The sequence below is a fragment of the Plantibacter sp. CFBP 8804 genome (assembly GCF_014841225.1).
In the GTDB taxonomy this organism is placed as follows: domain Bacteria; phylum Actinomycetota; class Actinomycetes; order Actinomycetales; family Microbacteriaceae; genus Plantibacter; species Plantibacter auratus.
Genome location: NZ_JACYTU010000005.1, coordinates 1 through 12,198, shown reverse-complemented (window position 1 = coordinate 12,198; position 12,198 = coordinate 1). Strand labels below are relative to the sequence as shown.

The window sequence follows — 12,198 nt, the reverse complement described above, 5'->3', positions numbered from 1 at the left end:
TGGCGCTCGGTGACCGGATGGCGCTCGACGACAGGTCGGGCAGTCAGCCTCGCGTCGAGGTGACCGCCTCCGGGCGCGAGCCCGTGGCGTCGGCCGCCGGCCGGACCGCGAGGTGCTGCTCGGACGGGCCCGACCACGGCAGCGTCACGGTGAACGTGGTACCGGCGGATGACGAGGCGACCTCGATCGATCCTTCGTGGCCCTCGGCGATGGACAGCGCGATCGCCAGGCCGAGGCCCGTGCTGCCGGCGGCACGCGAGCGCGACGAGTCCGCCCGGGCGAACCGGTCGAAGAGTTCGGGGAGGAAGGCCTCGTCGATGCCGGGTCCGTCGTCGGCGATCGTCAGCGAGGCGCGCTGCGACTCGCCGGGACTCTTCGGTGCGCTGATGCGGGTGACCACGGAGGTGCCGGCCGGGGTGTGCACGGCGGCGTTCGACAGCAGGTTCACGACGAGCTGGTGCAAGCGCTCGCGGTCGCCGCGCACGATGATCGCGCGCTCCGGCACGTCGACCGACCAGTGGTGCGCCGGTGCCGAGACGGCCGCGTCGCTCACGGCGGCGGCGACGAGGTCGCTCAGGTCCACGTCGTCGAGGTGCAGGTCCTGGCCCTCGTCGAGACGCGCCAACAGGAGCAACTCACTGACGAGCGAACTCATCCGGGTCGCCTCCGACTCGATGCGGGCGAGCGCGTGCTCCGTCATGGGCGGGAGGTTCTCGCTGTCCTGGCGGGTGAGCTCGGCGTAGCCCTGGATCGCAGCGAGCGGCGTCCGGAGTTCGTGGCTCGCGTCGGTGACGAACCGGCGCATGCGCTTGTCGGTCGCGGCTCGGACGGCGAGTGCGCGGTCGACGTGGTCGATGAGGCCGTTGAGCGCCTCGCCCACCTTGCCGATCTCCGTCCGGGGATCCGTGTCGGCCTGATCGACCCGCACGTCGATCCCGGTGTCGCCACGCTCGAGTTGCAGGGTGGACACCTCCTCGGCGGCGGCGGCCACGCGGGACAACGGTCGGAGCCCGAGGCGGACCACGATGATCGCCCCGACGATGGTGACCGCGAGCGCGAGCACGGCGAGGATCGCGATGACGATCGCCTCCTGCTGCACGGCGGCACGCGGGGTGGCGAGCGAGACGCCGGCCACGAGGGTCTCGCCGTCGCCGTGGTCGAGGAACTCGAGCCGGTACCCGCCGAGCGACCCCAGCTCGATGTTCTGTCGCTCGGAGCTGTCGACCGCGACGGCCTCCTCGATGAGCGCCTTCGTCCGCACGTCGAGCGCCGTCGCGTTGGACTGGGTGAAACGCGCGGAGTCGACGACCCCACCGTCCGCGACGAGCGCGATGAGCGTGCCGGGCCCGTGGCCGACGTAGTCCACGAACGGCTTGACGTAGCCGGGCTCACCGCGCGTGGCATCGGGGTCCACCACCGCTCCGGCACCGGCCTGCTGATCGTGGAACTTCACCACGGAGTGCTCGAAGGCCTCCATCGACCCGGTGAGCTGGGTGTCGACGACGGCGGTGACCGACCCTTCGACCGTGACGATCGTCAGGATGCCCGACACCGCGAGGACCGCTGCGATGACCGCCGCGATGCCCGTCACCAACCGTCGCTGCAGCGTCCACGGGTGCCGCCGGTCCGCCCGAGGCGTCGGCACGCCCGCAGTCGGAACCGATGCGGTGCTCATTCGACCGGCCGCAGCACGTATCCGACACCGCGGACGGTGTGGATCATCGGCGCACGGTCGGCGTCGATCTTCTTGCGGAGGTAGGAGACGTAGAGGTCGACGATGCTGGCCTTGCCGGCGAAGTCGTAGTTCCACACGCGGTCGAGGATCTGGGCACGACTCAGCACGCGCTTCGGATTGCGCATGAAGTAGCGCAGCAGTTCGAACTCGGTCGTGGTGAGCGCCACCGGCTCGCCGTCACGGCTCACCTCGTAGCTGCGCTCGTCGAGGAAGAGCCCGCCGATCGTGATGCGGGAGTCGTCGTCGGACACGACGTGCGCGGTGCGGCGGAGGAGACCGCGGAGACGGGCCACGAGCTCCTCCAGCGAGAACGGCTTCGTCATGTAGTCGTCGCCGCCGGCGGTGAGTCCCATGATGCGGTCGTCCACCGAGTCGCGAGCGGTGAGGAACAGGGTCGGGGTGCCCGATTCCGGCTCCCCCTGCGAGAAGCTGCGGAGCTGACGGAGGACGCTCAGCCCGTCCATGTCGGGCAGCATGATGTCGAGGACAACGACGTCCGGACGTTCCGTGCGGTAGCGCTGGACGGCCTCGCGACCGTTGGTGGCGACGTCCACGACCCACCCCTCATAGCCGAGGGCCAGGCTCACGAGGTCGGTCAGGACCGCTTCGTCGTCGACGAGGAGGACGCGGATGGGTGAACCGTCGGCCCGGTACATCCGCGGTAGCTTGGCGAGGACCGCCCGGCGGCGCCCCGAGTCGACGATCTGCGTTGGCAGGTCGGAGGGCATGGGTCGATTATCCGTCGTCGAGCTGCGAGGCGCGGGAACGACGGGCGATTCATAGAGGCCTCATATCTTTTCAGGCCGAGCCCATGGGTGCGGTGCCTACCGTGGAGGGCATGACCCGAGCAGAGCCCCTGGGCACGTCGTTCGCCCCCCGCCGTCGTCGGACGGCCGGAGCGACGGCCGAGCCTGCGGACCGGATCCGGAGCGGCCTCGCCGCCGCCGTCCGTGCTCTGCGTCCCCTGTTCCCGGCAGGTGTCTCACGTCCTCGATTCCTCCGCGGGCCGCGGATCGAGGCTCCCGTCGACGCGCACCCGATCAGCACCGACCGTCTCGTCCTGCGTCGCCACCGGTTGGAGGACGCCGAGGCCTGGTACCGCATCCAGTCCACACCGGCGGTCGTCGAGCACCTGCCGTGGCCCGTCCGCGACCGCGAGGCGTCCCGTGAGCACCTGCGCCACCGCGTCCGGCACCACCGCCTCTGGCAGTCGGGCGACTTCCTCGCCCTGGCCGTGGAGCACGACGGGCGGCTCGCCGGCGATGTCTCCCTGCATCTTCGGGAGGTCCACCCCGCCGAGCGCTCGGTCGAGATCGGATGGGTCCTCGACCCCGCCGTCGGCGGACGCGGTCTCGCGAGCGAGGCCTCCGAGGCGATGATCGACCTGGCCTTCCGCGAGCTCGGGGCGAAGACCGTCACAGCCGTCATCGAGCCGGAGAACACCAGATCCATCGCCCTCGCCGAGCGGCTCGGCTTCCTGCGGGCGACCGCGCCGCGCCGGTCGTCGAGCATCACCTTCGCGATCACGCCCTCACTCCTCGCCGCACGTCGTGCAGAACGCGTCGAAGCCACGCACACGGGGTCCACCGTCACGCGCCCCTGATGGCCGGCGTCCCGATCGCCGAACCTGCCGGGGCTGAGTCTCCCCCACTCCAGCCTCGGCAGGTTCAGCCGTCGGGACGCCGGCGACGTGCGTCCCTCGTGTCACACGTCCACAACTCAGGTGCCCCCGGCGCGTCGCCTCCGGCTGCCGCCCGAGGGCGCCGACCCGCCCGTAGCGTCCTGAGTTGTGAGCAGTCCAGGGTTCCGGTCGGTTCCAATATCCTATAGGATTATCGCGATGTGCCGGCTTGCGCCGGATCGACGGACTCGATGACGAGGAGATGCAGATGACCAGGCTCTGGAACCGACCGGCCGACTTCGCGGACGAGATGGTGGACGGCTTCGTCCGCGCCAACGGACGCTGGGTACGCAAGGTCTCCGGCGGGGTGTCGCGCTCCACGAAGTCCGCGGAACCGGAGGTCGCCCTCGTGATCGGTGGCGGCTCCGGGCACTACCCCGCCTTCGCCGGCCTCGTCGGACCGGGACTCGCCCACGGTGCGGCCATGGGCAACCTCTTCGCGTCGCCGTCCGCACACCAGGTGGAGAGCGTCGTCCGCGCGAGCGAACAGGGTCGCGGCGTCCTCCTCAGCTACGGCAACTACGCCGGTGACGTCCTGCACTTCACCGCGGCGCAGGACGCCGTGAAGGCCGACGGCATCGACTGCCGCACCGTCACCGTGACCGACGACATCTTCAGCGCCCCGCCCACCGAACTCGAGAAGCGGCGCGGGATCGCGGGCGACCTCACCGTCTTCAAGGTCGCTGGCGGTGCGGCATCGGGTGGATACTCCATCGACGACGTCGAGCGCGTGGCGATCCTCGCCAACGCCCGCACCCGTTCGATGGGCGTCGCGTTCTCCGGGTGCACGCTGCCCGGTGCCGACGAGCCGTTGTTCTCCGTGCCGGAGGGACGGATGGCCGTCGGGCTCGGCATCCACGGCGAGCCCGGTATCGACGAGACCGACATCCCCTCCGCCGACGGCTTGGCGGAGTTGTTCGTGCACCACCTCCTGAACGAGGCCGAGATCCCGGACGGCGTCACGCCGAACGGCGCACGCGTCGTCCCGATCCTCAACGGCCTCGGCTCCGTGAAGTCGGAGGAGTTGTTCGTCGTCTACGACCGCATCGCCTCCCTACTGGAGGACGCCGGGATCACCCTCGTCGATCCGCAGGTCGGTGAGTTCTGCACGAGCTTCGACATGGCCGGCGTCTCGCTCACCCTGCTCTGGGTGGACGAGGAGCTGGAGCGACTGTGGAGTGCCGCTGCGGACACGCCCGCGTTCCGCACGGGCGCCGTCGACTCCGGCGCGCTCGAGACCGTCGCCGCCGACGACACCGAGGACGTCGCCTTCGTCGTGCCGGACGCCTCGCCCGAGTCGCAGGAGTCGGCAGCCGTCGTGGCCGACGCGATCTCCGCGATCCAGGAGCTCCTCGCGGAGCACGCGGACGAGCTGGGACGCCTCGACGCCATCGTCGGCGACGGCGACCACGGCATCGGCATGGACCGCGGGGCGACCGCTGCCGCCACCGAGGCCGAGCGCCTGCGTGAGGCCGGTGCCGGCGTCGCGACGCTGCTCGACCGCTCGGGCGACGCCTGGTCCGACCGCGCCGGTGGCACCTCGGGCGCTCTGTGGGGCGTCATGCTCCGCACCCTCGGCGAGCGCCTCGGCGACGCCGAACGCCCGACCGCCACCGCCGTGAGCGAGGGCGTGACCGCAGCGAAGGACGCCGTCATGCGCTATGGCAAGGCCTCCGTCGGCGACAAGACGCTCGTCGACGCCCTCGTCCCGTTCGCCGACACGCTCGCAGAACGCGTCGCCGCCGGCGACGACCTCTCCACCGCCTGGACCACCGCGGCGGCGGCAGCAACCGCTGCGGCACACGACACGGCCGGTCTCATGCCCGGCATGGGTCGCGCCCGCTCGCACGGCTCGAAGGCCGTCGGCGTCGAGGACCCGGGAGCCGTCTCCCTCGCCCTCATCGTCGAGCGTGTCGGTACCCTGCTCGCCGAGCGCTGACGCCCGATCCCCCGAAGCGACACACCGGTCCCTGAGCTTGTCGAAGGGCCACCCGCTCCAGCAACGAAAGGCACACCATGACCCGCACCTGGCGAATCGTCATCGGCTCCGATGACGCCGGTTACGACTACAAGGAGATCCTCAAGCGCGACCTCGAGGCGAGCGACCTGGTCGCCTCCGTGGTCGATGTCGGGGTCGACGCCGACGGCCACACCAACTACCCGACCGTCGCGGTGACCGCGGCCGAGATCGTCGCCCGCGGCGAGGCCGACCGCGCGCTGCTCATCTGCGGCACGGGCCTCGGCGTCGCGATCGCGGCCAACAAGGTCCAGGGCATCCGAGCCGTCACCGCGCACGACGGCTTCTCCGTCGAACGCGGGGTGCTCTCGAACGACGCCCAAGTGCTCTGCATGGGCCAGCGGGTCGTCGGCATCGAACTCGCCCGCCGCAACGTGCGCGAGTGGCTCACCTACGAGTTCGACGCCTCGAGCGCGTCGAACGACAAGGTGCAGGAGATCAGCGCGTACGAAGCGTCCTGATGTCAGGACGTCCCAGACTCGTCGGCGTGAGCCTGAAGATGTACTTCGGGCACGCGCAGACGCTCGGCTGGTGCTCGGTCGTCGCGGGGGTGTCGGCCGAGCACCACGCACTCCGATCCGGCGCGGCGGAGCTGTTCGTCATCCCCGGATACCTCTCTGTGACCGGCGCGGTCGAGCGGCTCCGCGGCGTCGCGTCCGTGGGCGCTCAGGACCTCGCGACCGAGGACACCGGGGCCTTCACCGGCGAGGTGAGCGGCGCCGAACTCCGTGAGGTCGGCTGCGAGGTCGTCGAGGTCGGGCACGCGGAGCGGCGCCGACTGTTCGGTGAGACGCCCGACGTCGTCCGCGCGAAGACGACCGCCGCGCTCCGCAACGGTCTCGCGCCGGTACTGTGCATCGGCGAGGCGGAGCACGGAGACGCCGAGGTGGCGGCCGCGGAGTGCGTCGCACAGCTCGACGACGCCCTGGCAGGGGCGGTCGCCGCCGGGATCGTGGGCCGCGTCATCGTCGCCTACGAACCACACTGGGCCATCGGCGCCACCGAGGCCGCGAGTCCAGCCCACATCCGCACGGTGTGCCTCCGGCTGCGCGGCCACCTCGACGCGTTCGCCGCGGCCGGGCACATCGAGACCTCCTCGGCCGTCATCTACGGCGGGAGCGCCGGACCCGGCCTGCTGACCACGATCGGCGACGCGGTCGACGGGGTCTTCCTCGGCCGCTTCGCCCACGATCCGGCAGCCCTCTCGCTGGTGCTCGACGAGGTGGCCGGCCTCGACCGCGCGGGCTCCGACCTGCCGCGATGACGCCTGGAGGCCCCGTAAACTGGTCCTCGACGATCATCGCGGCCGCTCGACCGGAGGTTCCCCTCCGTGACGACGCCTCGAGCACACCCTTCGGAGGCTGCCGTGGTTGATGCCGTCTTCCCGCTCGGCGCCTCCTCCTCGCTCGAACGCCGCGGTCTGCGCGACCGCGTCTACGAGCTGGTGCTCGACATGCTCCTGAGCTCCGGTATCGAACCGGGTGCCCGCCTGTCGATCGACGCCATCGCCCGCGACCTCGACGTCTCGCCGACGCCGGTCCGCGAGGCGCTCGTCCAGCTGGAGCGCACCGGGCTCGTCACCCGGGTCACCCACAAGGGCTACCGGGTGGCACCGCCGCTCGCCGACGACCAGCTCGAGTCGCTGTTCGACGCCCGCATCGTGCTCGAGAGCGGCGCCACCGCGCTGGCCGCCGCCCACGCCGACGAGCTCGTCCCGGCCCTCGAGGTCGCCCTCGCTCAGCACGTCGAGATGACCGCCAGGGTGCGCGCCGCGGCGTCGGCCGGCGAGATCCCCGTCGCACTCCTCCGCGAGTACTTCGCGGTCGACTGGAACTTCCACCACCTCATCTTCGAGGGCACCCGCAACCCCTTCCTCCTCGACATGTCCGAGGGCATCTCCACCCGCGTGCACCGCATGCGCCAGACGGTCGAGACGGGCGTCACCGACGCCGACCAAGCGGTCGTCGAACATCGAGCCATCCTCGACGCGTTCGCCGACGGCCCCGAGGCCGCCGCGGCGGCCATGCGCTCGCACATCGAGCTCGTGCGCACCCGCGCCCGCAGCGACGCCGAGCACTGAGCCGCCCTTCGACAGGCTCAGGGACCGAGTCCTCCGGTCCCCGAGCCGCCCAGCTTCGGTCCCCGAGCCGCCCTGTTCCGGTCCCTGAGCCTGTCGAAGGGCGCAGAACGGGGCCGACCGCCTGAGCGATCGACCCCGTCCGGGTGTTGCGTCGTGACTAGTGCGCCGTGCGGTTCGCCGTCGTCTCGAGCAGCTCGTCCGCCTTCGCCCCACGGAAGAACCGGGTGCAGTAGAGCATCGCGGCCGCGAGGAAGGCGAACACCCCGAGCGAGACCACACCCCACACACCGCTGTCGGTCGGCACGCTCTCGTTGATCCCGGTGCGCATGATCGGTGCCACGAAGCCGCCGAGGTTACCGAGCGAGTTGATGAGACCGATGCCGGCCGCGGCGGCCGTTCCGGTGAGGAACGCCGTCGGGTAGGCCCACGTGATCGGCCCGACCGAGAGGAAGCTCGCCACGGCGATCGTGATGAACAGGATGCCGAGGATGGGCTGGTTGTTCGCGCCCGCCCAAGCCGACGCCAGGATGAAGACGCCGGTCGAGATGTAGAACCACGTGCCCCAGGTGCGACGACGGACGACCGTGTTCGCGTTCCGTCCCACGTAGTAGCAGGCGAAGAGGCCGACGAGCCACGGGATGGCCGCCACGAGGCCGACCTGCCAGCCGACGTCCTGACCGATGAGGTTCGAGACCTGCTGCGGGAGGTAGAACGTCGTGCCGTAGACCGCGATCTGCAGGCAGAAGTAGATGATGGTGAAGTACCACACCTTCCAACTCGTCATCGCCTTCGCGATACCGGTCGGTCCGTCCGACTGCCGCACGGTGTCCTCGCGTTCCATCGCGGCCGTCAACGAGTCCTTCTCCTGTTGGTCCAGCCATTTCGCCTGTTGAGGCGAATTGGTGAGGAAGTAGAGCGCTGCGAAGCCGGCAAGGACCGCGAGCATGCCCTCGGCGAAGAACATCACCTGCCAGCCATGCCACGGGGTCAGGGCGTCGCCGAAGCTGATGAGGCCACCACTCAGCGGGGCGCCGAGCATCTGTGAGAACGGCTGCGCCAGGTAGAAGATCGAGAACATCTGGACACGGACCTTGTTCGGGAACCACTCCGACAGGAACATGATGACGCCGGGGAAGAGCCCGGCCTCGGTCACGCCGAGCAGGAACCGCAGGACGATGAACATCGTGTCGTTCGTCGTGAAGGCGAACAGGGCGGCGACGATGCCCCAGGTCACCGCGATGCGGGCGAGCCAGAACCGGGCGCCGAACTTCTTCAGCAGCAGGTTGCTCGGGATCTCGAAGATCGCGTAGCCGATGAAGAAGATGCCGGCACCGAGGGCGAAGGCACCGTTCGAGATGCCGCGGTCGACGCTGAGCGCCTCCTCGGCGAAGCCGACGTTCGTGCGGTCCAGGAACGCGACGAAGTACAGGATGACGAGCATCGGCATGAGGTGCTTCGACGCCTTGCGGATCGCCGACTTCAGCGCCGGATCGTTGGTCGATCCGATCGCCGGCGGATTGGGTGTGGACAAGACACTCTCCTTTGAGATGACTGGTGCGGGTGGGTGCTGCCGGTGCTACTGCTGCTGGCGGTGGTCAGGAGACCATCGAGGGGATGATCATCCAGAGGCCGATGCCGACGAAGACGACGCCGAGACCGAGGAAGATCAACCGGGATTTGGTCCACTGACCGGTGAGGTGCTGCATGGTGCTGCTCCGTTCGCTCGTGGTGCGTGTGGTGGATCAGTGCATGTAGAGGCCGCCGTCGACGTTCAGCGTCTGACCGGTGACGAAGCCGGCGTCCTCACTGATGAGGTAGGCGATGGCGGCGGCGATGTCGCGTGGGGTGCCGATGCGGGGCAGGACGCCGTCGGCGGCCATGGCCGTCTTGCGCTCCTCGGTGAGGGTGCCGCCCATGATGTCGGTGTCGATGGGTCCGGGCGAGATGGCGTTGACCGTGATGCCGTCGTGGCCGAGCTCACGGGCGACGCTGCGGGTGAAGCCGATCACGCCGGCCTTCGCCGCCGAGTAGGCCGTCTTGCTGAAGGTGCCGCCGCCGCGCTGGGCGGAGACGGACGACAGGCTGACGACCCGACCGACGCCGTTCGACACCATCGACTCCACCGCACGGCGGGTCGTGTAGTGGACGCCGTTGAGGTTGATGTCGATGACGCGCTTCCACTCGTCGGCGCTCACCTCGAGGTAGGGCACCGGTGAGGCGACGCCCGCGAGGTTCACGAGGGCGACGAGCTGTGGGAGGGCGGCCTCGAGTGCGTCGAACGCGGCACGCACCTGCGCCTCGTCGGCGACGTTCGCGCCGGCGCCGGCCGCTTGCACCCCGTGCTGCTCCGCGATCTCGGCGGCGACCGCCTGCGCCGCAGCCTCGTCGAGGTCGATGATCCCGATGTTCCAGCCGAGTTCGGCGAGGTGGTGGGCGGAGGCGCGACCGATGCCGCGCGGGGAGGCTGCACCGGTGAGGACGACGGTCTTGGATTCGGGGAAGCTGGTGGCGGTCATGGCCGGCCTTTCTGCGTGGGAGTGGTGAAGTCGGTGTCCGATCGAGCCGGACGGTGCGCTCGGTCGGCGCCGCGCTCAGTTGATGGGCGCGGGGCCGAGCTCGTCCATGAGCTGCTTGATCGCGACGTAGGCCTTGTTGCGGTAGGCGATCAGCTCGGGCGTGCGGTCGGCCGGGACGTCGAGGTAGCCGGCACCCGACTTGGTGCCGAACTTGCCGGCGTCGACGAGCTCCTTGAGGGAGTCCGGCGTGGCGAACCGCTCGGGCCACCGGGTCTGGAGCGAGGCGTAGCAGAACGAGTACACGTCGAGTCCGGCCATGTCGGCGATCGCGAAGGGACCGAAGACGGGGAGCCGGAAGCCGAAGGTGGTGCGGACGATCGTGTCGATGTCCTCGGGCGTCGCGACGCCCTCCTCGACGAGCTGCGTCGCCTCGTGGAACAGCGCGTACTGCAGGCGGTTGAGCACGAAGCCCGTCGCGTCCTTGACGCGGGCGGTCTCCTTGCCGGTCGCTGCGACGATCTCCTCGACGGTGGCGATCGCCGCATCGGCGGTGGTCTCGTGCGGGATGAGTTCGACGCCGGGGATGAACGGGGCCGGGTTCGAGAAGTGGACGCCGAGGAACCGCTCCGGGTTGGTGACGGCCTCAGCGAGCGAACCGATGAGGATGGTCGAGGTGTTCGAGCCGATGATGGCGTCGGGCGAGGCCGCGGCACTGATGCGACGGAGGGTCTCGTGCTTGATCTCGATCTTCTCGGGGACGGCCTCCTCGATGAAGTCGGCTCCGGTGACGGCCTCCTCGATGGACGCTGCGGGCGAGACGTTGGCGCGGATCCGCTCCACGGCGTCGGCAGGGAAGAGTCCGTCGGCGACGAACTGCTCGGCCTCGGCGATGAGGCGGTCGTAGTTCTTGCGCGCGATCTCCTCGGAGATGTCGGCGATGCGGACGGTGGCGCCGGACAGCGCGAGCACCTGGGCGATGCCGCCGCCCATGTACCCCGATCCGACGACGGCGATGGTGTGTGTGGTCATGATGAAGCTCTCCTGTGGTCGTCTGGATCAGGCCTGCGGCAGCAGGGTCCTGATGTACTTCTGGTTGGTGGAGCACATGCCGAGGCTGTCGCCGCCGTAGTGCTCGGCCAGGATGATGCCGTTGAAGCCGAGCTCGACGGCGTCGCGGAAGACCTGGCGGTAGTTGATGAGCCCGGCCTCCATGGTGGAGGGCACGGACGTCGCCCAGGTGCCGTCGGCCGCCTCGTCGCGGGTGTAGTTCTTCACGTGCATGTAGTTGGCGTACGGCAGGGTCTTGGCGAACAGCTCGCGCCAGTCCTCCACCGGGCGGTGCAGGCGGATGAGGTTCGCGACGTCGGGGTTCAGACCGACGTTGTCGAGCCCGACCTCCTCCACGAACCGCACCGCGCTGTCGGCGGTGCCGAGGTAGGTGTCCTCGTAGAGTTCGAGGGCGAGTGGCAGCCCGACGTCGGCCGCGTGCTTGCCGAGCTCGCGGATGCGGCTGACGGCGGCGTTCCAGACCTCGGGGTCGTCGGGGTCCTTCGGGCCCTGGGCGGTCCAGAACCAGAGCGCCTTGCGCTGGGCCTCGCTGAAGGGCTGGTGCAGGCCGGTGGAGAAGACCTGCATCCCCCACTCGGCGGCGGCGTCGATCGTGCGGTGCGCGTACTCGAGGTTGCGCTCCTCGTGGCCCGGCATGATCACGCTCTGCCGCTGCAGGTGGACGGACGGGACGCCGACGCCGTGCGACTTCGCGATGGCGAGGAACTCGTCGCGACGGGACGGTTCGAGGTCGGCGGGCCGGACGTGGCTGTCGGGCAGTTCGGCGAGGGTGAACCCGACGCCGGCGACCTGCGCGAAGAGGTCGTCCCAGGCTTCGGGTTCCGCGTCGTGCAGGGAGACGCCGTTGCGGTCGACGGGTGGGATGCCGTGCAGGCAGGTGGCGATGGGCCAGGTGTCGGCGGTCCATCGGGGGGTCGACGCGGTCGCGGTCGTATCCGTCATGATGCTCCATTGCGCTCAGGGACTGCTCGGGGCTGGTGCTCCCGGTCAAAAAAGATCCTATAGGAAATAGTAAAGCGTTTCCGCGAATGCGCAAGGGCACTTCGACAGGCTCAGTGACCGGCGGGGGGGGGGGGGGGGGGGGCTCGGCGGCCGGCGGGG

At 70.0% G+C, this 12,198-nt stretch carries 11 protein-coding genes; 5 read left to right on the top strand and 6 right to left on the bottom strand.

The annotated features are described in order from the left end of the window. Positions 1-43 precede the first annotated feature (43 nt). Together IFU11_RS11265 and IFU11_RS11260 are read right to left on the bottom strand one after the other, a co-directional pair. Positions 44-1,675 carry a sensor histidine kinase gene (locus IFU11_RS11265; RefSeq protein WP_192019009.1) on the bottom strand — a complete coding sequence of 544 codons (1,632 nt, stop codon included), beginning with the start codon at positions 1,673-1,675 and terminating at the stop codon, positions 44-46. Beyond that, a complete protein-coding gene (locus IFU11_RS11260; protein WP_064295688.1) occupies positions 1,672-2,463 on the bottom strand; it encodes a response regulator transcription factor in 792 nt (263 codons plus the stop codon). The genes IFU11_RS11265 and IFU11_RS11260 overlap by 4 nt, the downstream gene beginning before the upstream one ends. Before the next feature lie 110 nt (positions 2,464-2,573). Between IFU11_RS11260 and IFU11_RS11255 the strand changes: the two genes are divergently transcribed. The 5 genes from IFU11_RS11255 to IFU11_RS11235 all read left to right on the top strand — a co-directional run bounded on the left by IFU11_RS11255 (position 2,574) and on the right by IFU11_RS11235 (position 7,513). Next, positions 2,574-3,338: a GNAT family N-acetyltransferase gene (locus IFU11_RS11255; protein WP_192019008.1), complete on the top strand. Its 765-nt coding sequence runs from the start codon at positions 2,574-2,576 to the stop codon at positions 3,336-3,338. A 286-nt stretch (positions 3,339-3,624) separates the two neighbouring features. Then, positions 3,625-5,355 carry a dihydroxyacetone kinase family protein gene (locus IFU11_RS11250; protein ID WP_192019007.1) on the top strand — a complete coding sequence of 577 codons (1,731 nt, stop codon included), beginning with the start codon at positions 3,625-3,627 and terminating at the stop codon, positions 5,353-5,355. Between the two features lie 77 nt (positions 5,356-5,432). Then, positions 5,433-5,894: a ribose-5-phosphate isomerase gene (locus IFU11_RS11245; RefSeq protein ID WP_071258616.1), complete on the top strand. Its 462-nt coding sequence runs from the start codon at positions 5,433-5,435 to the stop codon at positions 5,892-5,894. A 26-nt stretch (positions 5,895-5,920) separates the two neighbouring features. Next, positions 5,921-6,697, top strand: coding sequence for a triose-phosphate isomerase family protein (locus tag IFU11_RS11240; protein ID WP_371742768.1), 777 nt, complete (start codon positions 5,921-5,923; stop codon positions 6,695-6,697). Positions 6,698-6,799: 102 nt separating this feature from the next. Continuing rightward, positions 6,800-7,513, top strand: a complete 714-nt coding sequence (locus tag IFU11_RS11235; RefSeq protein ID WP_371742767.1) for a GntR family transcriptional regulator — start codon at positions 6,800-6,802, stop codon at positions 7,511-7,513. A gap of 157 nt (positions 7,514-7,670) precedes the next feature. On the opposite strand, the gene IFU11_RS11230 is transcribed toward IFU11_RS11235, so the two are convergent. The 4 genes from IFU11_RS11230 to IFU11_RS11215 all read right to left on the bottom strand — a co-directional run bounded on the left by IFU11_RS11230 (position 7,671) and on the right by IFU11_RS11215 (position 12,039). Beyond that, positions 7,671-9,044, bottom strand: a complete 1,374-nt coding sequence (locus IFU11_RS11230) for an MFS transporter (RefSeq protein WP_240044097.1) — start codon at positions 9,042-9,044, stop codon at positions 7,671-7,673. Between the two features lie 211 nt (positions 9,045-9,255). After that, positions 9,256-10,029, bottom strand: a complete 774-nt coding sequence (locus IFU11_RS11225) for an SDR family NAD(P)-dependent oxidoreductase (protein WP_124767434.1) — start codon at positions 10,027-10,029, stop codon at positions 9,256-9,258. A gap of 75 nt (positions 10,030-10,104) precedes the next feature. Further along, entirely contained in the window at positions 10,105-11,058 is a 954-nt protein-coding gene (locus IFU11_RS11220; protein ID WP_079706602.1) for a 3-hydroxyacyl-CoA dehydrogenase family protein, read from the bottom strand. A gap of 27 nt (positions 11,059-11,085) precedes the next feature. Then, on the bottom strand, positions 11,086-12,039 hold the full coding sequence (locus IFU11_RS11215) for a sugar phosphate isomerase/epimerase family protein (RefSeq protein WP_079706601.1): 954 nt from the start codon (positions 12,037-12,039) through the stop codon (positions 11,086-11,088). Positions 12,040-12,198 lie beyond the last annotated feature (159 nt).